Raw genomic sequence first — 23,073 nt, 5'->3', positions numbered from 1 at the left:
TTACAATTGCAAAATAAGTAGTGTAAAGAATAAAGAAGTTGTATCTACTTCAAATAATTCTAAAGTAGGTACAACTTCTTTATTTTTATGTAAAATTTAATGTAATGTTAAAATCAGTTTAACCTGTAATTACGATACCGTACCGCCGTTTTTCACTACTGCCGAAGGTTGTACGAAGGCCAGGGAACCGTCGGCGTTTTCGGCCATCAGAATCATGCCTTGGCTCTGGATGCCTTTAATCTCGCGAGGGGCTAAGTTTACCAACACGGCTACTTGCTGCCCGATAATTGCTTCCGGAATAAAGTATTCGGCAATGCCACTCACAATGGTGCGTTGGTCCAGGCCCGTATCAATCTTTAATTTGAGTAATTTTTTGGTTTTCGCTACTTTTTCGGCTTCCAGAATGGTACCGATACGGATGTCCATTCGGGAAAAATCATCGAAAGAAATGTTTTCTTTAGCCGGTGCGGCTACCGAGTTGGCGAGTATATTAGCTTGTTTGGTATCGAGCAGTTTTTGCACCTGGGCTTCTACCGTAGCATCTTCTATCTTCTCAAACAACAACTTCGCTTCGCCAATCGAGTGGCCCGGAATAATAAACTCGGTCATGCCGGCTTCGTACCACTTACCTAAATGAATGTTCAGCATGTCGGCCAGTTTTTGCGCCGACGTTGGTAAAAACGGTTCAATCAGAATACTTAAAGAACCGGCAATTTGCAGGGCAATATTTAAAATCGTTTTAACGCGGGTTTCGTCGGTTTTAATGATTTTCCAGGGTTCGGTATCGGCCAGGTACTTATTGCCTAATCGGGCCAGATTCATTACTTCCTGTAAAGCTTCTTTAAACCGGTATTGTTCCAGAGCGGCGGCCACCTTATCCGGATACGTTTCGAACTGACTTAAGACTTCCCGATCTAAATCGGTTAAGGCTCCTTTCTCGGGAACCTGACCGTTAAAATACTTATGGGTGAGCACCAATGCCCGGTTTACGAAATTACCGAAAATGGCCAGTAACTCGTTATTATTACGGGCCTGAAAGTCTTTCCAGGTAAAATCATTGTCTTTGTTTTCAGGGGCATTCGCGCACAGTACGTAACGCAATACATCGCCTTTGCCCGGGAAATCTTGCAGGTACTCGTGTAGCCAAACCGCCCAGTTGCGCGACGTAGAAATCTTATCGCCTTCTAAATTTAAAAATTCGTTAGCCGGCACGTTGTCTGGTAAAATATAATCGCCGTGCGCCTTTAACATTACCGGAAAAATAATGCAATGGAATACAATATTATCTTTCCCGATAAAATGCACCAGCTTGGTTTCCGGGTCTTGCCAGTACGTTTTCCAATCCGGCGTTAAATCTTTGGTAGCCGAAATATAACCAATCGGCGCATCGAACCACACGTACAATACTTTACCCTGGGCTTCTTCGAGCGGCACGGGTACGCCCCAATCCAGATCGCGGGTTACGGCGCGGGGCTGCAAACCACCGTCGATCCAGGATTTACACTGGCCGTATACGTTGGTTTTCCAATCGTTTTTATGACCCTCTACAATCCATTCGCGCAGCCAGTCTTCGTATTTATCCAGGGGCAAATACCAGTGTTTGGTTTCTTTTAATACCGGCGGTTCGCCGCTTAGCATACTTTTGGGGTTAATTAGCTCTGTCGGGCTCAGTGAAGAACCGCATTTTTCGCATTGGTCGCCGTACGCGTTTTCGTTGCCGCAGCGCGGACAGGTTCCTACAATGTAGCGATCGGCGAGGAACTGCTGGCTTTTTTCGTCGAAATACTGCTGCGACGTTTTTTCTTCGAATACGCCTTTTTCGTGTAAATTGGTGAAAAAGCCGGAAGCGGTTTCGCGGTGCGTTTCGTTGGAAGTGCGGGAATAAATATCAAAGGAAATATGAAAGTCGGCGAACGAATTTTTAATCTGGTTGTGGTACTTGTCTACAATTTCTTGTGGGGTAATGCCTTCTTTTTGGGCACGGATGGTAATGGGTACGCCGTGTTCGTCGGAGCCGCAAACAAACTTTACGTCGGCTCCTTTCGAGCGTAGGTAGCGCGCGTAAATATCGGCGGGTATATATACCCCGGCTAAATGGCCAATGTGCACCGGCCCATTAGCGTAAGGCAAAGCGGCAGTAATGGTATAGCGTTTATATGCAGTATTCATTTTTTACAAGTTGGGGTGCAAATATAGAAAATTGCTTCGTGATTTTGCCGAAGCTCTTTTGATACTAAAACAAAAGCAAGTTCCCCAAGTATATATTGCGCATAGCACTTATAAAAAATAACAGTAATTTAATATCTAATAAGCTATTTTATAAGTATAAATTAAAGCGATATTTTGTGGTTCAATCCCAGGTTTAAATTGCTACTATAAAGGAATAATTTTAGCGCTTTCACTATTATGAAAAAAACAGAAAAGAAAAAAACGGATAAGGAAAAAACAGGCAAGAAAAAGCCAACTGCCGGTACCACGAACAAATTACCTTCCAAGGACTTACAACGGGATTTTAATAAACGCATGAAAGTATTGGTGCGCGACATTAAAAAAGAAACCGAGGCTACCATTAAAAACGTGCTGAAAGAAGCCAAACGCAAAATTAACGAAGGCTCGGAGTTTGTGATGAACGACGTATTGAACTCGATTGTATCTACCGTAGAAAATGTAGAAGAAGCAGTAACCGGCAAAAAAGATAAGAAAGAGAAAAAAGCCGGCAAAAAGGCGAAAGCCGCCGAAAGTAATGCTACTGAAAATACTTCGAACGAAGCGGCTCCGGCTGAAACAGCTCCACAAACCCCAGCCCCGGCCGTAAAACCAGCGCCTGTTCGGTCGGTGGCTCGTCCGGCAAGCCCGAAAGCTGCTCCGGCACCAGCCGCCAAGAAACCAACACCGGCTCGTACCAGCAATGCCACTCCAGCCCCTGTACCAACACAGTCAAGTTCGGTGGAGTCTACTACTCAGGAATAAGGATAGCAGAAGCAAATTGTATTGGAGAAGCTCAAAATAGCTGCATTAACAGTAAATTTTTAAATTTTATGTTTTCTGCAGGCAATCAACTTGTCCTGCGGAAAACATAACTAACGGGAGTTGGCCCTACTCACTTACTTTTACCAACAACTACTAGCATTGCTAATAAGAACGATAAAACGACAGTGCTCCTGTTGCTTTCCGTCTACGGAGGTCATTCTGGAAGAATCTAACCAGTAGGTAACCGATAAGATTCTTCCAGAATGACATCTATAGAGAAGAATAGCTCCTTTCAGAACCCATTCTTTTCTGGTCTCCAACTCTCGTAACCCCCTTCATTTGGTAATTATTTAACGGGATGAAATTGGGTAATATCCAGCGTTTCGTCGCAGAATTGATATTCGTGGGCAATATTGGAACAAACTACTACCAGGCGATCTTTCCGGTTTTGGCTGACGTGTTCGAGGTACCAGTTTATCCCGGCCTGGTCTAAATTGGTGGTGGGTTCATCCAAAAGCAGGAGGGGAGCATCGGTGTAAATAGCCAATCCCAATTTTAGCCGTTGTTTCATACCCGACGAAAAATCTTTTACGTATTTATGCCGGGCTTTTTCCAGGTACATCCGCTCAATAAGCTGGTTCGGAGTAAGATGCCGCAGCGGTTTAAAGTGCGTATGAAATTGCAGTAACTCGGTTAAGGTAAATTCTTCTACCAATTCCAGGTAGGGCGCTGAAAAAGATAAATACCGGTAAATTTCTTCGACCAGTATTGTTTGGGAATTATTTTGGTACTGAATGGTGCCTTCGCTGGGTACTAAATTGCCCGATAAGGTATTGATAAAAGTGGATTTACCGGAGCCGTTATACCCCAGAATGGCGTAAGCTTTATCCGGTATAAACTCATAAGAAAGGTGCCGAAAAATCCAATCGTAATTGTAGCGTTTGCCGAGCCCCAGGAGCTTAATCTGCATCTTTCTGCGAATATCCCCGGATGACGCCCCGTTCCGAAGTCCGGAAAAAATTAATGATCTCGTCGCGTTCGTCGCTAGGTACCATTTCCAGTTCAATTTTATCCAGGGCTTTACTATGATTTAAACCACCCAAGAATAAGGTGCGGTAAATATCCTGAATTTCGTTAATTTTTTCGTTCGAGAAACCCCGGCGTCGCAAGCCAATAGAATTTATACCCGCGTAGGTTAGCGGTTCGCGGGCGGCTTTTACAAAAGGCGGCACATCTTTCCGCACCAAAGAGCCACCACCTACCATGGCGTGAGCCCCAATTTTTACAAATTGCTGCACAGCGGTTGTGCCCCCCACAATCACAAAATCCTGAATTTCAATGTGGCCGGCCAATTGTACGGAGTTTACCAGAATTACATTATTGCCGATAATACAATCGTGGGCAATGTGCACGTAAGCCATTACCAAACAATTATCCCCGATATTAGTGGTATTTTTATCCATCGCCGTACCGCGGTTAATGGTAACGCATTCCCGGATAACGGTATTATCCCCAATGTGTACCGTGCTGGCTTCGCCTTTGTACTTTAAATCTTGCGGAGCCGCCGAGATAACACAACCCGGGTATAACTTGCAGTTTTTACCAATCCGGGCGCCCTCCATGATCGTAACATTGGGGCCAACCCAGGTGCCTTCGCCAATTTCTACATTTTTGTAGATGGTAGAAAAAGGCTCTACTACTACATTTTGCGCAATTTTAGCTTCCGGGTGAATATAGGCTAATGGTTGATTCATTCTTTCTGTTAAATTAAAAATTATGAATTAAAAATTAGAAATTTTAATGCCGGAAAAATTCATGCGTTTGGTTCCAACAGTTTTAACAGGAATTAGTAGATCAAAAAAGATGCTAAAGGCATCGATAAAAATTTCTAACTCCTAATTTCTAATTCATAATTCTTTTACACCCCTTCCTTTCGGACGATGCTTGCCGACATTTCGGCTTCCATAACTACTTTACCGTTTACAAAAGCCTTGCCTTCCATTTTGGCAATACCCCGTTTAATTGGCGCCAGTAGCCAGCATTTAAAAATAATGGTATCTCCCGGAATAACTTTACGCCGGAAGCGGCACTTATCTACGCCCAAGAAATAGGTCCAGTAATTTTCCGGATCGGGTACAGTGCTGAGTACTAAGATTCCCCCGGTTTGCGCCATGGATTCAATCAGGTAAACCCCCGGATAAACCGGGTTGGCCGGAAAATGCCCCTGAAATTGCGGCTCGTTCAAGGTAACGTTCTTCACCCCGATGACGGTATTTTCGTCGAGGTAAATGATTTTATCGATGAGCAGAAATGGAAAGCGGTGCGGCAGCGTTTGCGCTATTTTGTTAATGTCCATCACGGGTTCCTTGGTAGGATCGTAGGTAGGCACATTGGAAATAGCGGCTTCTTGCATTTGTTTTTTAATTTTTTTGGCGAAAGCTACGTTAGCCGCGTGGCCCGGACGAGCCGCTAAAATCTGGCCTTTTAAAGGCCGGCCCACTAAAGCTAAATCACCAATTAAATCGAGTAGTTTGTGGCGGGCGGGTTCGTTTTTATAACGCAGTTCTACGTTATTTAAAATTCCTTCTTTCTTTACCGCTACTTTGGGTTTGTTCAGCAGAGTAGCTAAGTTGGTCAGTTCTTCTTCGGTAACAACCCGGTCTACTACCACAATAGCATTGGCTAAATCGCCACCTTTAATTAAATTTTGTTTGTAAAGCGCTTCGAGTTCGTGCAAAAAGCAAAAAGTGCGGCTCGAGGCAATCTGGTCCCGGAACTGATTAATATCAGTGATAGAAGCGTGCTGGCTACCCAATACCGGCGAATTATAATCTACCATTACGGTAACGCGGTAGTCGTTTAGGGGTAAAGCCGCTAATTCTACTTCACGTTCCCCATCCCGGTAATGAATGCCCTGCGGAATTTCGAAATAATTGCGGAGGGCATTTTGTTCTTCTAAACCGGCGGCTTCTAAAGCCAGAATAAATTCAATAGAAGAACCATCCATAATGGGTGGTTCCGGGCCATCCAGCTGAATCAGCACATTATCGATTTGCAAACCTACCACGGCGGCCAAAGTGTGCTCCACGGTGTTTACCCGGGCGCCGTTTTGTTCAATGGTAGTGCCCCGCGATAAATCAACTACGTTATCTACATCGGCAGTTACAATGGGCTGGCCCGGTAAATCAATGCGCTGAAATTTATACCCATGATTTACCGGCGCGGGTAAAAAAGTCATGTTGGCCATTACGCCCGTGTGCAGGCCAATGCCCGAAACCGTTACCGGCGATTGTATGGTGTGTTGCTTATCGTTCATTTACTAGGTACGCGTAACGTGTTAAGTGGTACGTTTTACGTTATAATATCTTAATTCATAAATAAAAGATTGACTAATGTCCCCATTAATTAAGCTTTTATTTCGAATTACCGGTGCAAGTTAAATCTTTTCTTTCAGTTCGTTTACTTGTTTTTCAATTTCCGGCAAGCGCCGCAGTACGGCTAAAGCGCGTAAGTTTTGTTTATAATCAAAAGCCGGCGAACCTTGTATAAAAGTACCTTCTTCTTTGATGGATTTAGAAACCCCGGATTGGGCACCCACCGTAGTTTTATTAGCCAGCGCAATATGGCCCACAATTCCCACCTGGCCGGCAATAACGCAATGGTCACCAATTTTAGTAGAACCCGAAATGCCGGTTTGGGCCGCAATTACGGTATGCCGGCCCACTTCTACATTATGCGCCAACATCACTAAATTATCTATTTTAGTGCCTTCGCGCACAATGGTGGAGCCCATGGTGGCGCAATCGATGGTGGTGTTGGCGCCAATATTTACCTTATCTTCCAGAATTACATTGCCCAGTTGCGGAATATCGCGGTAGGTGCCGTCTTTTTGGGGGGCAAAGCCAAAACCCGGGCTACCAATAACGGCTCCCGCATGAATAATACAGTCATTGCCAATCACACAATCGGCGTAAATTTTGGCACCGGCAAAAATAGTGGTGTTATTGCCAATAGTTACATTATCGCCCACGTAAGCTTGCGGGTAAATGCGCACCTGATCGCCAATGCGGCAATTATGGCCAATATACGAAAAGGCGCCCCGGTAATGCGCTTCGCCAATGCTTACGTTTTCGCCGATAAAGCTCGGGTTTTCTACTCCCTGCATCAAACGGCCTTTTAGCTTTTGGTATTCTTCTAACAAACGGGTAAAACTCAGGTACGGATCATCTACCCGGATAAGCGCGGCTTGGGTGGCTTGTTTTAATTCTAGTTGGTGCGATACAATTACCGCCGAAGCGGCTGTGGTATATAAAAAGTTTTCGTATTTCAGGTTGGATAAAAACGCCAGTGAGCCTTCCTGGGCTTCTTCAATCTTTTCCAGTTTGTACACGGAAGCTGTTGCACTGCCTTCTACGGTTCCTCCCAATAATTCAGCTATTTGTCCGACGGTAAATTTCATGCGCCAAAAATAATAAAGAATTTAATTAAAGTGCCATTTCTTTAAGATAGGCGCGGGAATATTGTTGTTAAATTGCCCAGAATAATCAGGTGATTTCTGGGCGTTTATTTTTAATTGTTTGATTTTTAATATTTTATAAAATTGAAAATGGAGCCCTTGTCTTTTAAGTCTGATCCCATTAGTTTAGAAGATTATGGAGAATATAAACGCCAGCAGAATTAAAGTAGGATTACATGCATTTAAAAAGCCACTAAGAGCAATAAATTTTAAAAACCAACCTTAAATAAGATTATGGGTGCTGAAGCAGGTTCGACAAGCTGTTAACCGCTCGTAAAATGCTATTCTGATTTCTTATTAAATAGTTTATCTTTATAAATTACCCCGAATAAAATTAGATTGAAAGCTATTTGTAATACTTGCATGAAACAATTTTTAATGCTTTTACTGCTTTCCGGGTTACTTTCCGGCCTAGTTGGCTGCTCCGGCGATGATGATGAACCTTTAGTAGAATGCCCCAGCCCATCGTTTCTTTCGGGTTTAATTACCCAGGTAGAAGCCATTCAAAAAGAAATATTGTTGTTGGAAGCACAGTTGCCTAACAGCCAGGGTGCGGATAGAACTGCCTTATTAAATAACATTAACCAAGCTAAAGAACGGGAAGAATCTTTAAAAGACGAGTTGCTTAATTACCGCCATTGCTTATAAACAGTATTTTAGTAATTGCGAAAAAAAACACTGCAAAGTCGGCTGATGGAATTAAAAAATTTAAAAAATCAGGCTTAAAACTGCTTTTTAGTAATTTCAAACCTGATTTTTTTAAGCGAGTAGTGTTCTTCTACAAACGAAGTTTCAAGCCGCCATTCACCATAAAACCATCTAAGGGCGCATAAATATCCCGGAAAGCCGGATTGGTAATGCTACCGGTATAAATGGAATCAAACCGGGTTTGCCGGACATCTAAGAAATTTTCAAAATTAACATAAACGGAAAACTGTTCCCAGCGCTTTTCTGCCATAAAGCCAGAAATTACGTACGATTTGCCCGTGGTATTATCGCTAAGCTTTTGCCGGCTAAAGTAATACGACTCTAATCCCAGTTTCCATTTTTCTGCCACTTCGTACAGCAATACCGCATTTATCCGGTGTTTGGGTGTTAAGGGATTAATTGTTTTAACCTCACCTTCGTGAATTTTGGTGTCCGTAAAGGTATAACCCAGAAATAAGTTAAAGCCCTCGTAACCGATTTTTATATTGGTTTCGGTTCCTTCGGTATCTAAGTGCCCTAAGCGATTTTGTAACTGGTATAATTTGTTCGCCGAAGGCACCAGCGTTAAAGGGTTTTTCAGAAAAGTATAAAAGAATAAGTGGTTAATATTAAAACTAATGGCATCGTTAGCCAAAGTAGCCCGGTAGGTAAAATCCAGATTACCCCCGTAACTACGCTCTAATTTATTGTTATCCGGGCTTATGGGTAAAACTCCTTGGTATTGCAAGCGTTCGCTTTCCTCGGTAAAAATAGTAGGAGCCTTGTAGCCTAAGCCACCGCCCAACCTGGAAGTTAAGTTCGGCTTTATTTTAAACAAAGCCGAAATGCGGGGTAAAAAAGCAAAGCCATAATCTGCCACGTAATCCGACCGAAGACCAGTTTCCAGATGTAGCCAATCGGTAGCTTTAATGCTACTTTGCACAAAAGCGCCTGCGGTGGTCTGGTTATAATTCCGGAGCGGCGTAGCTGGCAACTGTTTTTCCCGGAATTGTTCCGTCCAAAGGTTAACTCCCGTAACCCAGTCGGCTTGTTCTCCTTGTCGCGAATAAGTAGCTTCGCTGAAAGTGCTTACTTGCGCTCCTGCAAAGGCATATTGGGGTAGCGTAAGTGTCCGGTTAAAATAACTAACGCTGTTTTTTAAATTTATCTGGCTACAGTTATTGAAGTGATAACTCCCGGCAAATTGCGTAGAGAGCCGTTGGGTTTTGTTTTGCTCAAAATAGGAATGATTGTTTGGTTGTTCGCCTTTAATATAATGCATATCGCCCCCTAAGCGATTTTCAAAAACGGTGTTAATGCCCAGGTTTAGTTGGGTTTTCTGGGTGGGGTAAAAAAACAAACGCGGATTGAAAGTATACCGGCTAAATTGAGGAATCGCCGATAAATCGGTTCCGGAAGGGTCGTATGCGGCATTACTGTTCCGGGCTCCATAAATAGTTAGTCCGGTTTTCTTAAAACGCCGGCCATAAAAACCATTTAAATCCAGGCCGCCCGCCGAGGTGCCATTGAACAAAAAACGGAGCTCGGGCTTTTCCGGCGGAGTTTTCGAAATTAAGTTTACCAACCCGGCAATGGCGCCACCGCCGTACAACGTAGAAGCCGAGCCTTTTATGATTTCTACTTGCTTTAAATCCAGCGGAGGCGTTTGCAACAAGCCCAAACCACCCGAGTAACCGGCATACAAAGGAAAGCCATCTTTTAAAATTTGCGTGTACCGGCCATCTAAACCCTGAATCCGGATACTGGCATTGGCCGACGTGGCCGACGTTTGCTGGGTTTGAATGCCCGTACTTTCGCTTAAAATCATCCGGATGTCGCCGGGTTTCATGTTGCCTTTTTCTTCCAGTTCTTCGCCCGCCATAAACTCTACCCGGGTAGGTATATCTTGGATGGTGCGGGTGCTGCGGGTGGACGTGATTTCCACGGCTTCCAGCTCGGAGCCGCTTGCTTCCAGTAAAATAATAATCGGTTCGGCAGTTGTTCTGGGGAAGGTAATGTGCGCTACCTGCTCCTGGTAACCCACAAAAGAGAATCGGAAAGTTTGCGATCCGTTTGGTATATTTTTAATAACTACCTGGCCGGTAGCGTCAGCGGTAGTACCAATTGGCGAGTTGTTTAATAAAGCAGTAGCTCCCACTAAGGGCGATTGATTTTCGGCGTCTTTAATATAAGCCGTTAAGGTGTTTTGCCCATTGGCCACCAAAGTGCTAACCAATGCTATTATAAAAAGCATTATCTTTTTCATTGCTCTAAATCCATTAAAAATTTAAAAAAGTACTGATAACTGCTACTAGTAAATAGCAGAAAGGCTTTTCAGAAAGGATTAGGCAATTTTAGGCGGTTGCCAGATAGTAGAAAGAAATTGATAAAAAAAGGTTGGGGAGTAAACCGGGTAACAGCTGGCTTCCGGGAAAAAAAGCATCACCACCCGGGACATTGGCGGGGTAAAAGCTAACGTGTGGCAACTCTGGCATTGGAAAAACGGGGAACAAAGGCCACCTTCCGCTTCCGGACCAGCGTCTTTATCTTTCTTGGTTTTATCGGATGCGGGCTTTTCGTTCAGGCAATTATCCGCTAAACAACAAGGAATTGTTGCCAATAGCAGAACCAGTACTGATAAAAGAAAAGCCATTTTGTGCACGGCGCAAAAGTAAAGATTATTTTAGGTTTAAACGCCTCCCTATCTTAAAAACTATTAAGTACCTTTTATGTAAGACTTGTAAGATTTTAAAAAATTTAAAAAACTTACAACGCAATTTCCTTCGGGTAACACACAAAGTACTTTTCTACGGTAGTGCTCAGGGCATGAATATTCGGTAAATCCGAGGCATCGGCAACGTCTACTACGTGGCCTATTTTGGTAAGCACATCAATAGATTTGCCATGACCTTCGTAAGCGTTGTTGCTGATTTTGCCCGAAATCATGAGATAAGGTACTTCAAACTCATTTACACGAAATTGTTCCTGCACCAGTTCGGCAATCCCCAGGAGCATATCTTCGTCGAAAGGCTTACTGGAAATTAAAATTTTAAATAATTTTCGTTCGAGCAGGCTGGTAGCTAAAAGCGCTAATATTTTATCCGGATGCGCGCACCAGGTTTTAATTCCTAGCCAGATATCGTAATCGTCCAGGGCGGTAAATTTTTGCAGAATGTTATTTTCGGCTTTAAAATCGGCCAGAGAGATATTTTCGGACAAGAAAAAATGCAACGCCGCGCTAGCCGGAATCTCTACCCCGGACTGATGCAAAAAGCGGGCTCGTTGTACCAGTTTAATCAGCATGTGTTCGGCGCTTAATACCGTTTTGTGCAAATACACCTGCCAGTACATCAGCCGCCGGCTTACCAGAAAATTCTCGATGGAGTAAATCGCTTTTTCTTCTACTACCAACTGGTCTTCGTGCACGTTCAGCATTTTAATAATGCGGTCGGCCCCGATTTTACCTTCCAGCACACCGGTATAAAACGAATCGCGGTTCAGGTAATCCAAGCGATCCACATCGAGTTGGCTCGACACTAACTGGTGAAAAAAGCGGCGTGGATAGGTATCCGTAAAAATTTTAATGGCCAAACTCAATCTTCCGCCGAATACTTCGTTTAACTGGTGCATGATGTGCACCGAAAGCTGTTCGTGCGATACATTTTTAAAAATAGAAGTTTCCAGCGCGTGCGAAAACGGGCCATGGCCCACATCGTGCAGCAAAATAGCTATCAGCGAAGCTTCGCATTCTTTCTCCGAAATTTCGTTATTTTTGCTGCTTAAAGTTTGTAACGCATTGTTCATGAGGTGCATGGCACCCACCGCGTGGTGAAACCGCGTATGCAGGGCTCCCGGATAAACAAAGTCCGTTAAACCTAATTGTTTAATCCGGCGCAGGCGCTGAAAATACGGATGTTCAATAATATCAAATAAAAGCTCCGACGGAACGGTAATAAATCCGTATACGGGGTCATTAAAAATTTTTTTCTTATTCAATGAATTAAGGAGTTAACCGTTGATGGTTGGCGATTTTAGCTAGTAAATATTTGTAAATAACGGTGCTGCGTTCCGGAAATAATAACTGTTTACGCGTATTCACTGTTAAATAATAATTACCGCCATTACTTTTTTAAAATCAGCAGTGGCCAAAACCAGTAAAAAGCACGATTTGTTTTAAAAATAAAACTATGCAAAGATATAATATTTTATGGGCCGATGACGAGATAGACTTATTGAAGCCGCACATTCTTTTTCTGGAAGATAAAGGCTACGATATAACGCCCGTACCCAGCGGGGCCGATGCTATTGAAAAATGTTCGGAAAATAATTACGATGTGGTTTTTCTGGACGAAAATATGCCCGGCATTTCGGGTCTGGAAACATTATCGGAAATTAAAGCCATTAAGCCCACCATTCCAGTGGTAATGATTACCAAGAGCGAGGAAGAGCACATTATGGAAGAAGCCATTGGGGCTAAAATCGCCGATTACCTCATTAAACCATTAAATCCGAATCAGATTTTACTTTCCGTTAAAAAGATACTGGACAACAAACGGCTGGTTTCCGAAAAAACCAACAGCAGTTACCAACGCGATTTCCGCACTTTGGGTATGGCCTTTGGGGAGCGCTTGAGCCACGAAGAATGGGCCGAAAATTATAAGAAACTGGTGCGCTGGGAGCTGGAAATTGACGAAACCGAAGGTAAAAGCATGGCCGAAGTCATTAGCATGCAAAAAGACGAAGCCAATTCCAACTTCGCCAAGTTTGTGATGGATAATTACGAAGAATGGATTAACGACGAAGCCGACGAACGCCCGCTCATGTCGCACGAAATCTTTAAAGAACGGGTATTCCCGATGCTGAAAGAAAGCCAGCAGCCGGTTTATTTTGTGCTCATTGATAATTTGCGCTACGACCAGTGGAAAGTGCTGGAACCGATTATTGCGGAATATTTTACGGTGGATAACGAGGAAATGTATTATTCCATTTTACCCACCACCACGGCTTACGCCCGTAACGCTATTTTTGCCGGTATGATGCCTTCCGATATTCAGAAAAAATACCCCAACCTGTGGGTAAACGACGACGATGAAGAAGGGAAAAACTTGCAGGAATCGCAATTTCTGGAAATTTTACTTCAGCAAAACCGCATCCAGGAAAAATTTAGCTACAATAAAATTACCAACATTCAGGCGGGTAAAGATTTGGTAAGTAAATTCAGCAACCTGGATAAAAATAAATTAAATGTTATCGTGTACAATTTCGTGGATATGCTGTCGCATGCCCGCACCGATAGCACCATGGTGCGCGAACTGGCCCCGGATGAGTCGGCGTACCGCTCGCTTACCCGCTCGTGGTTTTTGCACTCCCCGTTGTTTGAAACATTAAAATTAATAGCCGATAAAAAAGGCAAACTGATTATTACCACCGACCACGGCACGATCCGGTGCAAGCGGCCCTTTAAAATTATCGGCGACCGCAACACCAATACCAACTTGCGCTACAAGCACGGCAAAAACCTGGGCTTTACCGATAAAGACGTGTACGTGGTACGCAAACCCGAACGCATTTTCCTGCCTAAAGAAAACATTTCGACGGCCTACGTTTTTGCTTTAGAAGATTACTTTTTTGCTTACCCCAATAATTTTAATTATTATGTTAACTATTATAAAGATACGTTTCAGCATGGCGGTGTATCTTTAGAAGAAATAATTATTCCTTTTGTGACATTGTCGCCGAAGAATGGATAAGCCCGAAGCTAGTTCCCTTGTTTTACACGTACAATCAAAAGCAGATTTACCCGGGGCCGCGGCCGAACTCATCCGTTTTGCCGCGACTCAGACAGTTTGGTTATTTGAAGGCGATATGGCAGCGGGTAAAACTACTTTTATTAAAGCAATTGGGGCCGTTAAAGGCGTAACTGATGCGGTGAGCAGTCCCACGTATAGCCTGGTAAACGAATATGAAACCACTCAGGGCGAAAAGCTGTACCATTTCGATTTTTACCGCATCAACAGCGAAGAAGAAGCTTTGGATATGGGCGTGCTGGATTACCTGGATTCCGGGAACATCTGTATGGTGGAATGGCCTTCGAAGATAAAATCGTTATTGCCCGAAACGTATTTGCTCGTAACTTTGGAAGTTGGTGCCGGGGAGGCGCGTACTATTACGTTGAAACATTAATTAGGTATGATGGAACATATTCCTTCGGGTTTTGAAGCTATAAATGCCGCCAGTCGGGCGCTTTATCCGAAAGAATCGATGCTGGCGGTGGAAACCAGGCGCAAGCGGTTATTTATTGGTTTACCCAAAGAAACGTCGTTGCAGGAAAACCGTTTGGGGCTTACGCCCGAAGCGGTGCGGCAATTAACCGATCAAGGGCACGAAATATGGGTAGAAAGCGGAGCCGGAAGCCCCTCCCGGTATTCCGACCACGAATTTTCCGAAGCCGGCGCCCGCGTGGTTTATTCGACGAGCGAAATTTACGAAGCCGATATTATTTTAAAAATTGCCCCGCCTACCTACGACGAAATTGAAAATTTCCGGCCCGGCCAAACTTTAATCTCCGCTTTGCAACAAGGTAACTTAACCGCCGAATACATTAATGCCTTGTGCCGCAAAAAAATAAACGCCATTGCCTTTGAATTTTTAAAAGATAAATCCGACACCCGCCCGGTAGTTCGGGCCATGAGCGAAATTGCCGGCAGCACCGTGATGCAGGTAGCCGCGGAATACTTAAGTTCCAGCAACGAGGGCAAAGGGGTTATTTTGGGAGGTATTACCGGGGTGCCCCCTACGCAGGTGGTTATTCTGGGAGCCGGCACCGTGGCCGAATACGCCACCCGCGCCGCCCTGGGTCTGGGCGCAGAAGTAAAAGTATTCGACGACCATATTTATAAACTACGCCGTTTAAAGCAAAATATTGGCACTCAGTTGTTTACTTCTACGCTGGATGTAGCCATTCTGAATAATATGATTAAGCAGGCCGATGTGGTTGTTGGCGCTTTTTCGGTGAAAGATGGAAAACCTTCTTTAATCATCAGCGAGTCCATCGTGTCCCAAATGAATCCGGGTTCCATTATTATTGATGTGAGTATTGACCAGGGCGGTTGTTTTGAAACCTCGGAGCTAACTACCCACAGCCGGCCCGTTTTCCGGAAATACGATATTATCCATTACTGCGTGCCCAATATTGCCTCGCGGGTACCGCGTACGGCTACCAATGCTTTAAGCAATATTTTCACGCCTATTTTTATTGAAATCTCGAAATACGGCGGCGTGAACGAAACCTTATTTACCCACGAATATTACCGCAGCGGGGTGTACATTTACAAAGGCAGCCTCACCAACGAAATGATTGCCAAGAAATTTAATATGCGCTACAAAGAACTCAGCTTAATGATTGCGGTCCGGAATTAAGGTTAGTCCATAGTCCATAGACGATAGTTCACGGTTATAATTTTGAGTGTAGCTGTTTATTTAAAGTCGCGTAGTTGTGCTTAGAGTTAGCGAAAGCGCTCTAAGCAGTTTTGGTGCGGCCAATCTCTGATTGGCGTTTACCACCAACCTATTCTGTTATGCTAATCAGAGATCGGCCACCCGGAAATGGGTAGAAACCGCCGGCACCGACGTAGCCCAAACCGCTGTGTAAGAGTTGTCAGTGAAGTCACTGATATAGGCAAAAAAATAACGAAGCCAGAATATAACCTGGAGGCTAACTTGTAACCGGCAGGCGCGTAATAAAAATTTTGTAATCAGTTATTACTTAACAAAGCAAATGAGCGGCGTAATTGTTAGTGTAGATCGTAATTCCGGCATGGTAGCTACGGTTAAAATGGGCGACCAAATTACAGTTATTGACGAATCGGGAGTGGAAACAGGAGCAGATACCGGACCCACACCCATGGATTACATTATGAGTGCTTTAGGTTCTTGTACCGTAATTACCCTGCACATGTACGCTCAACGTAAAAATTGGCCATTAGAGCGGGCAGAGGTAACATTACAACAAAGAACTCTTTCCAACACCGAAAGTGCATTGGCTGCCGGTGATAAGCGTACTTTAATCAGTAAAACCTTGCAACTTACCGGCGACCTTACCCCGGAGCAAATTTCCCGGTTAAAAGATATCTCTTCCCGGTGCCCTATTCAAAAAACCTTAGAGGCCGGTATGGTCATTCAAACTACTTTAATATAAAAAAGGTAGTTGGTTCTAAATGCTAGAACTAACTACCTTTTATTATAACTGTCCGCCAGAAAGCATTTTTTAATTTTTTGCTTTTTAACGAAGCGTTGGGTGCTTAACCAAGCAAGTATGCTTACAACTTAGCGGTTTTAGATTTACCCGCTACTAATTTCACATCCATCACAAAGGTATCGTCGATAATTTTATCAGCGGCAGTACCTAATAAGCTGGAGCGGTATTTAATGTCGTATTTAATCCGGTCAACTTCTATCTTAGCGGTAGCTTCGGCACTGTTGCCATCGGTTTTAACGGTAGCCGGAAAAGTAACCGGGTTGGTAGTGCCTTTTATGGTAAGGTCACCGGTTACGGTATAATTAGGTTCGCCGGCTTTGGCATTAGCTATAGGGGCTACCTTCGTAATTTTAAAAGTAGAGTTTGGATTTTTTTCGACGGAGAAAAAGTCTTCGGATTTTAAATGACCAGTAAGCTTTTTGTTAAATTCTTCGTTGGTAATATCTACGTCGGTAATCGAGGTCATGTCCATTACAAAGTTGCCTCCTACCAGTTTTTTACCGTTCACCTGTAAGCTGCCTTTAGCTAATTTTACGGTACCGTTGTGCTGGCCACCTACTTTTTTCGCGGTCCAACCTACCGTGCTGGCTGCGGGGTCCACTTCCAGGGTAGTAACTGCCGCGGTTTTTGTTTCTTTTTTAACTGGGTTTTTAGGAGCGATAAAACCGGTAGTACCGCCAAACAATAAGGCCAAAGCTAACGCCGAAACAGAAATTTTAAATTTTTTCATAAATGGACTAAGTATAATTAATGGTTTAAAATCAAATAAGTACCTAAATTAGGTTTTTACTGGTAATTGCAAGGGATTAAAGCAAATAAATCCGGATTTTTTAAAAATAAACTTGTTTTTTAGGCTACCAGTACAAAATCAAAATGGGCCTTCAACTTATCAGGGGCTGATTTAATATGCATGGTAAGCGCCTGGTTAAAAATGCCATCTTGAGTGTTTTTAGCTTCGTTCGGGAAATACAATTGCGTAGTTAAAACCTGCTGGCCGGGAGCCTGCACTTTCACGTGTAAGTGCCGGGTACGGCCCGGATACAAACCCGGTACAATGGTTTCTAAATAAAAATTGCCTTTCTGGTCGGTGTATTGATGCCCGCGAAGCTTAAAGCCAGTATTATCATAATTGCCGGCATCATCGGCGTGCCACCAATCGAGTAAAGCTTTGGCCACCGGCTGGCAATTAGTATTTAATACCTGGCCGCTTACAATAAGCTTGGTGCCGGTAATACTCCCTGTCATAAAGCTGCGGCGTTCCGGCGACTCGGGTTTAAAATAAGGACCTTCGGTTTGCGAAGGAGTAGGCTCGTCGTGGTCATCGCAGGCGGGAGTTGGAATTAATGTAACGGCCTGTTTTTTCGGGTATAAAGCCCATAAGCCAAACAAAGGCAAAGTAGCTATTAAAGCCAGAAACTTACGCCGCGATGTATTAAATAAGGCCATACCACTACATTTACTTTCAACTGGAAAACTCTGGATAACTAAATATACAAATGAAAATCTAAAAACCTGATACCCTGCGTTGATGAGTTTATTGGGTAAAGACAAAAGTTGAAATTTAAGTAAGAATAGTAGCTATAGTTCATGTACCCCAGCCTGTTTTTAAATAAAGAAGCAAAAATTTAAAATTTTTTTAATTCTGCTGAAGCTTTTCATCGGGAGAATCTAACTTTCAAGTATTATTCCGTTTCCAGTGCTATCAGGTTGGTTACTGAATTTACTTTTCGAAGTTAGATTTCCCGAATAAAAGTGGGTTTTAAACTACCCGGTAGCTTTCATGAATAATTAGGTTAAAGTCTATTTTTTTTAAATTTTTATTTTTCGGCGATTATTTCCTGAGGTTAAACCGCGGTGCTGTTGGTAATGGTTTTTATTTCTTAGGAGTTTGCTGTCCGCCACCGTTGCCAGAATCATCGCCACTTTTTACGTCGTCGTTGCTTACCGAACGGGTTTTCCGGCGCGGCGCATCAAAGCTCATTTTCCCGATTTTATAGCTAAAAGTAACTTTTACGCCTTGGTTAAGTAGGCGCATGTTGCTGGTTTGGGTAAATAACGGCGACGTAGATTCAGATTTAAGGACCATGCCCCGGGTTACAAAGTTTTCGGCGGCTAAACCAATACTGCCTTTTTTATCGGCAAAATCTTTTTTCACGCCCAGCGAGTACATTTTAAAACCACTTTGCGTACCCTGCAACTGCACCATGGAGCCCCGGAAGAAGCTGAATCCTTGAATGCCCCAGCCTTTAGGTAGTTGAATCTGGGTCATTAAACGGCCGCTAGTGTTTAAACCCGAGTTGCGTACGGTAACCGAAGTGCCATCCAGGCCGGCGGTTTGCCCTTCCAAGAAAGAGTAGTATAGATCAATGCCGCCGTTTACGCTCCAGGTAGGCGTGATATTAATATTCCCGAAAACATTGGTGCCGTAAGCTCGTTGCGAGCCAATGTTTTCGTAAGTAGTAATTACCGCCCCGGTGATAGAATCATAGGGCATAATTACCCGCGAAATGGCATTATCCGTGAGGCGCGAAAATAAAGCTACATTCAGGTACGTTTTTTTAATGTTGGTACTGATCCCTAATTCAAAATTATCGGTGAGTTCGGGGCGTAGCGCAGGATTACCAATGGTAATGTTTTGCGTGTTGGCGGTGTTAAAATTCGGATTTAACTGCTGTAAACCTGGCCGTTGAATGCGGCGGTTGTAAGCAGCCTTTAAAGTAGTACCGTTTTTTAAAGTTTTCGAGATATTTAAACTCGGCACCAGGTTGCTGTAATTGGGTATTACAATATCTTGGCTAAACTCCCCGGCATTCTGGGTTTGGGCCTCAATGGCAGTGTGTTCGTATCGGGCACCTACTTTCACGGAGTACTTATTTGCGGTGGTGTAGGTGTAGGATAAATAACCGGCGCCTACGTTCTGGTTGTAATCCAAAGAGCCCGCTAAGCGGTTTGGGTCGAAAGTAAAGTCGCCGGTAGAACCTGCTACCAGATACGAATAATCGCTGGTTACACTCCGGAAGATGGTTTTCGCGCCTACTTCCACCATTTGGTTTTTGCCAATCGGATCAGTGTAATCGGTTTGCAGGGTTACTTCCTGGTTAATGTTGTTATTAACGTTTTGCTGCCGTTCGGTTATTTCGCTGTCGCTGTTGTTCAGAATATCGGCATCAAAGTTATTCGTTAAGTTGTTGCGGCTAAACTGCGTGGAAATGCTCCATTCCTGCTGCGGTTTAAAAGTGCGCAGGTAATCCAGGTTTACGTCTACGGTATTCGATAAATCTTTATTATCTACGTTCCGAAACAAAGTAGAAATTAAGCTATCGTTGGTGAATAAATGGGTAGTCATTTCCTGGTCCCGGGTTAAGTTGCGAACGCCGTAACGAATACCGGCGGTGAGCGATTGGATTTTAGAAATATCGTAGTCGAACCCCAAAGAATATTGCCCGAACAAACCATTATCAAAAGCATTGGTACTCTGATTAGTCCGGAAAATAGCATTATTTAAAAAAGTACTCTGATTTAAGGTAGATACGGCTTTGTTATAAAAGGCGCGCCCAAAGCCCCCTAAGTTAAAGCCTATTTTGCCTTTCCGGTAGCTGCCGTTTAAGCTCAGGTTAGAGGCCCGGTTACCTACACCCGAATCAATATTCAGGGTAAGGCCTTCCAGGTTATTTTTCTTGGTGATGATATTAATAATCCCGCCGGAACCTTCGGCGTCGTACTTGGCCGAAGGCGACGTAATTACTTCCACCGTTTTTATCATATCGGCCGGAATTTGTTTTAAAGCATCGGCCACGCTGCTAGCCATAATCGTAGACGGTTTGTTGTTAATGAGTACCCGGATATTCTGACTACCCCGCAGCGATACATTACCATCCAGATCAACCGTGAGCATGGGTACTTTTTTGAGTACATCGCTGGCATCGCCGCCTTTAGCCGCAATATCTTTTTCGGCGTTGTACACCAGACGATCCACTTTTTCTTCAATCATGGCTTTTTGAGCCGTAATGGTAACTTCTTTTAAGGCCAGTACACTCGGCCGGATTTTAATGGCGCCTAAGTTTAATTCCTGGCCTTTCTGAATCTGTACCGCACCAATTATTTTATCGGTGTAGCCAATAAAAGAAATCTGCAATTTATAATCGCCGGGCGCGATTTTACTCAACGTGAATCTTCCTTTGTCATCGGCCATTACGCCGTCCAAAGCTTTATTGGTAGCTTTGCTGTACAGCACCACGTTGGCAAATTCTACCGCTTTATTTAATGTAGAATCCATGACCGAGCCGCTGATACTGGCATTACCACGAGGAACATCGGTAATAAGTTCCAGTTTAACCGTGGGCGATTTGCTTGCTGACGCAGCACCACCGGGAGCGCCAACCGGCACCTGCGCCTGGGCCCACGAACTACCCCAGACGATTAAAAGAAAAGTGTAAATAAAATTTTTCATGTTAGTTGTATAATTTAAATGCCTGAAAGCTACCTCCTCTTTTTACCGCAACCATTTATTGGTTTTACTAAATCCAGAAGAATTTGCGGCCGATGAACAGTACAAAACAATAGCTGAACAGTACAAAACAATAGCGCCGGACACAGATTAAAAAAAGGAATAGATAAACACCCCTTAAACATCGACCAAAACCAAAAAGAAGCCTATAAAACCTGGGAAGAAGAACAAAATTTAAAAATTAAAAGATTAATAGATAAATACTGCTCTTTGGTCGGTGTGAATAGGTGGCTGGTCGATGCGGCGGCAGGTTTTGTGGCATTATCATTAATTTGCCAGTAAAATTCTTTTTAAGAGTATCTTTAACTTAATGGCTGTTTTAATTCGTCGTAATATTTCCCTGCTGATTCAGATTTTAATCTGGGTATTGGTGGCCTTTTTACTATTGTTGTTTCAACCGCTAACCTCCGAGGTAAAATTGCCGGTGCAATTGTGGATTAAGCAAGCCATTCTGTTTAGTTTATGGCTGGGCGCCTTTTATTTAAATGCCTACGTATGGGTACCGAAGCTTTTATTACCCAACAAAATCGGCTGGTTTGTGCTGGCGGCGCTTGGTACGGCAGTTGGGGCAGTAGTTATTATTTATTTGGTAGAAATAGGATTAAACTTACCCGAACTCATGCACCAGGCTTTTCATCCGGGCCGGCCCAGGCGGGAGGGCAACGGACCGCTGTGGTATTCCCTTATCGGGAGTTTTTTTGTTACGGTAATGGTATTGGCTATTGGCACGAGTATAACCACAGTCCAGAAGTGGCAGAAAGATGCCCAACTGCGGCAATTGCTGGAACAGGAAAAAACCAGCACGGAGCTTTCTTTTTTAAAAGCGCAAATCAATCCGCATTTCTTTTTTAATACCCTGAATAATATCTACGCCCTCACGATGATCAACGTCGATTCGTCGCGACAGGCCTTGCATACCTTATCGCGCATGATGCGCTACGTGCTCTACGAAACAACCAGCGGTACCACGTTGCTCAGCAAAGAATTATTGTTTATCGAAGATTACATCCAACTTATGCAGTTACGATTAACCGAAAACGTGCGGGTTGTATTTGAAAAATCAAACCCTTTGCATGACTTAATGATTGCGCCCATGTTGTTGTTGCCCTTCGTGGAAAATGCTTTTAAGCACGGAGTGAGTACGGTTTTACCGTGTTCAATTCTGATAAAAGTAGCGCAACAGGGAGCCGAGTTGCAGGTGCAGGTAAGCAATACCATTGTAAACGAAAAAAAATTGGTACTGGAGGAAAGTAACGGCATTGGCCTGATAAATACCCGGCGGCGTTTAGATTTATTGTACCCGAACCAGTATAACTTATCTGTGCAGGAAAACACTGTAGAAAACGAATACCGGGTAAATTTAACTTTACAACTAACCTAATGCTGACCTGTATTGCCGTCGACGACGAACCATTGGCGCTGGGCCTGGTTTGTGCCTTTATTCAACAAACGCCTTTCCTGAACTTAGCAGGCCGTTATACCAGCGCTATTGAAGCTTTAAAAGGCCTGCATGCTCAACCAGTAGACCTGATTTTTCTGGATATTCAAATGCCCGATTTAACCGGCATTGAACTAGCCCGGGTGCTGGATAAAGGCCAACCCGGTAAAAACCCACGCGTAATTTTTACCACTGCCTTTAACCAGTTTGCCCTGGAAAGTTACCGGGTATATGCCCTGGATTATTTAGTAAAACCGTTTAACTACGAAGAATTTTTACGAGCTGCCACCAAAGCCAAAGCTTATTTCGATTTAATTCAACCAGTCTCTAAACCCGTTGTCCCGGTTACGGCACCAGTAGAAGATGCGTATCTTTTTTTAAAAATTGAGTACCAACTAGTCCGGATTGCTTATAAAGATATTTTGTACATCGAGGGCTTAAAAGATTATGTGAAGGTGCATCTGCAAAATGAGGCTAAGCCTTTGTTATCTTTAACCAGCCTAAAAAGTTTAGAAGAAAAGTTGCCATCGAGCCAGTTTATGCGCATTCACCGTTCGTTTATTGTGGCTCTGGATAAAATTAAAGCCATTACCCGCAACACGGTACAAATTGGCGAAATGCATATTGCCGTTAGTGACCAGTACAAAGAAAATTTTAACCAGTTTTTAAGTAGATGGGTGTGAGGGAGGGTTTTTAGT

The 23,073-nt window shown here is 43.5% G+C and carries 19 protein-coding genes; 8 read left to right on the top strand and 11 right to left on the bottom strand.

What is annotated here, in order from left to right:
• Positions 1 to 129 precede the first annotated feature (129 nt).
• Positions 130 to 2,169: a methionine--tRNA ligase gene (gene metG, locus AHMF7616_RS14070; protein WP_115373467.1), complete on the bottom strand. Its 2,040-nt coding sequence runs from the start codon at positions 2,167 to 2,169 to the stop codon at positions 130 to 132.
• 237 nt (positions 2,170 to 2,406) lie between these two features.
• Here metG and AHMF7616_RS14065 point away from each other — a divergent pair, with 237 nt between their 5' ends.
• Positions 2,407 to 2,970, top strand: coding sequence for a hypothetical protein (locus AHMF7616_RS14065; RefSeq protein ID WP_115373466.1), 564 nt, complete (start codon positions 2,407 to 2,409; stop codon positions 2,968 to 2,970).
• Between the two features lie 346 nt (positions 2,971 to 3,316).
• Here the strand turns inward: AHMF7616_RS14065 and AHMF7616_RS14060 are convergent, their stop codons facing one another.
• From AHMF7616_RS14060 to lpxD, 4 genes are all read right to left on the bottom strand, one after another.
• Positions 3,317 to 3,940, bottom strand: coding sequence for an ABC transporter ATP-binding protein (locus AHMF7616_RS14060; RefSeq protein WP_115373465.1), 624 nt, complete (start codon positions 3,938 to 3,940; stop codon positions 3,317 to 3,319).
• Positions 3,930 to 4,724: an acyl-ACP--UDP-N-acetylglucosamine O-acyltransferase gene (lpxA, locus tag AHMF7616_RS14055; RefSeq protein WP_115373464.1), complete on the bottom strand. Its 795-nt coding sequence runs from the start codon at positions 4,722 to 4,724 to the stop codon at positions 3,930 to 3,932. Before lpxA ends, AHMF7616_RS14060 begins: the two co-directional genes overlap by 11 nt.
• 164 nt (positions 4,725 to 4,888) lie before the next feature.
• On the bottom strand, positions 4,889 to 6,286 hold the full coding sequence (locus AHMF7616_RS14050; protein WP_115373463.1) for a bifunctional UDP-3-O-[3-hydroxymyristoyl] N-acetylglucosamine deacetylase/3-hydroxyacyl-ACP dehydratase: 1,398 nt from the start codon (positions 6,284 to 6,286) through the stop codon (positions 4,889 to 4,891).
• A gap of 120 nt (positions 6,287 to 6,406) precedes the next feature.
• A complete protein-coding gene (gene lpxD / locus AHMF7616_RS14045) occupies positions 6,407 to 7,429 on the bottom strand; it encodes a UDP-3-O-(3-hydroxymyristoyl)glucosamine N-acyltransferase (protein WP_115373462.1) in 1,023 nt (340 codons plus the stop codon).
• Between the two features lie 420 nt (positions 7,430 to 7,849).
• Here lpxD and AHMF7616_RS14040 point away from each other — a divergent pair, with 420 nt between their 5' ends.
• Positions 7,850 to 8,134 (top strand): hypothetical protein, encoded by a 285-nt coding sequence (locus tag AHMF7616_RS14040; protein WP_115373461.1) that lies wholly within the window; start codon positions 7,850 to 7,852, stop codon positions 8,132 to 8,134.
• A 130-nt stretch (positions 8,135 to 8,264) separates the two neighbouring features.
• Here the strand turns inward: AHMF7616_RS14040 and AHMF7616_RS14035 are convergent, their stop codons facing one another.
• The 3 genes from AHMF7616_RS14035 to AHMF7616_RS14025 all read right to left on the bottom strand — a co-directional run bounded on the left by AHMF7616_RS14035 (position 8,265) and on the right by AHMF7616_RS14025 (position 12,169).
• A complete protein-coding gene (locus AHMF7616_RS14035) occupies positions 8,265 to 10,439 on the bottom strand; it encodes a TonB-dependent receptor (protein ID WP_115373460.1) in 2,175 nt (724 codons plus the stop codon).
• 78 nt (positions 10,440 to 10,517) lie between these two features.
• Positions 10,518 to 10,826, bottom strand: a complete 309-nt coding sequence (locus AHMF7616_RS14030; protein ID WP_115373459.1) for a hypothetical protein — start codon at positions 10,824 to 10,826, stop codon at positions 10,518 to 10,520.
• A gap of 113 nt (positions 10,827 to 10,939) precedes the next feature.
• Positions 10,940 to 12,169, bottom strand: a complete 1,230-nt coding sequence (locus tag AHMF7616_RS14025) for an HD domain-containing protein (protein ID WP_115373458.1) — start codon at positions 12,167 to 12,169, stop codon at positions 10,940 to 10,942.
• A gap of 191 nt (positions 12,170 to 12,360) precedes the next feature.
• On the opposite strand from AHMF7616_RS14025, the gene porX reads away from it, so the two are divergent.
• From porX to AHMF7616_RS14005, 4 genes are all read left to right on the top strand, one after another.
• Positions 12,361 to 13,923 (top strand): T9SS response regulator signal transducer PorX, encoded by a 1,563-nt coding sequence (gene porX / locus AHMF7616_RS14020; protein WP_115373457.1) that lies wholly within the window; start codon positions 12,361 to 12,363, stop codon positions 13,921 to 13,923.
• The gene (tsaE, locus tag AHMF7616_RS14015) at positions 13,916 to 14,356 is read left to right on the top strand and encodes a tRNA (adenosine(37)-N6)-threonylcarbamoyltransferase complex ATPase subunit type 1 TsaE (protein ID WP_115373456.1); all 441 of its coding nucleotides are present in this window, start codon (positions 13,916 to 13,918) and stop codon (positions 14,354 to 14,356) included. Before porX ends, tsaE begins: the two co-directional genes overlap by 8 nt.
• Before the next feature lie 6 nt (positions 14,357 to 14,362).
• The gene (locus tag AHMF7616_RS14010; protein ID WP_115373455.1) at positions 14,363 to 15,592 is read left to right on the top strand and encodes an alanine dehydrogenase; all 1,230 of its coding nucleotides are present in this window, start codon (positions 14,363 to 14,365) and stop codon (positions 15,590 to 15,592) included.
• 358 nt (positions 15,593 to 15,950) lie between these two features.
• Positions 15,951 to 16,370, top strand: coding sequence for an OsmC family protein (locus tag AHMF7616_RS14005; protein WP_115373454.1), 420 nt, complete (start codon positions 15,951 to 15,953; stop codon positions 16,368 to 16,370).
• A 121-nt stretch (positions 16,371 to 16,491) separates the two neighbouring features.
• On the opposite strand, the gene AHMF7616_RS14000 is transcribed toward AHMF7616_RS14005, so the two are convergent.
• The 3 genes from AHMF7616_RS14000 to AHMF7616_RS13990 form a co-directional block, all read right to left on the bottom strand.
• Entirely contained in the window at positions 16,492 to 17,160 is a 669-nt protein-coding gene (locus AHMF7616_RS14000) for a YceI family protein (protein ID WP_115373453.1), read from the bottom strand.
• A 119-nt stretch (positions 17,161 to 17,279) separates the two neighbouring features.
• Positions 17,280 to 17,876, bottom strand: a complete 597-nt coding sequence (locus AHMF7616_RS13995; protein ID WP_115373452.1) for a dioxygenase family protein — start codon at positions 17,874 to 17,876, stop codon at positions 17,280 to 17,282.
• A gap of 427 nt (positions 17,877 to 18,303) precedes the next feature.
• Positions 18,304 to 20,880: a TonB-dependent receptor gene (locus tag AHMF7616_RS13990; RefSeq protein WP_115373451.1), complete on the bottom strand. Its 2,577-nt coding sequence runs from the start codon at positions 20,878 to 20,880 to the stop codon at positions 18,304 to 18,306.
• 367 nt (positions 20,881 to 21,247) lie between these two features.
• On the opposite strand from AHMF7616_RS13990, the gene AHMF7616_RS13985 reads away from it, so the two are divergent.
• Together AHMF7616_RS13985 and AHMF7616_RS13980 are read left to right on the top strand one after the other, a co-directional pair.
• Positions 21,248 to 22,318 carry a sensor histidine kinase gene (locus AHMF7616_RS13985; RefSeq protein WP_115373450.1) on the top strand — a complete coding sequence of 357 codons (1,071 nt, stop codon included), beginning with the start codon at positions 21,248 to 21,250 and terminating at the stop codon, positions 22,316 to 22,318.
• The gene (locus AHMF7616_RS13980; protein WP_115373449.1) at positions 22,318 to 23,058 is read left to right on the top strand and encodes a LytR/AlgR family response regulator transcription factor; all 741 of its coding nucleotides are present in this window, start codon (positions 22,318 to 22,320) and stop codon (positions 23,056 to 23,058) included. The genes AHMF7616_RS13985 and AHMF7616_RS13980 overlap by 1 nt, the downstream gene beginning before the upstream one ends.
• Positions 23,059 to 23,073 lie beyond the last annotated feature (15 nt).

The organism is Adhaeribacter pallidiroseus (assembly GCF_003340495.1).
In the GTDB taxonomy this organism is placed as follows: domain Bacteria; phylum Bacteroidota; class Bacteroidia; order Cytophagales; family Hymenobacteraceae; genus Adhaeribacter; species Adhaeribacter pallidiroseus.
This window is presented reverse-complemented; position numbering and strand designations above follow the sequence as displayed.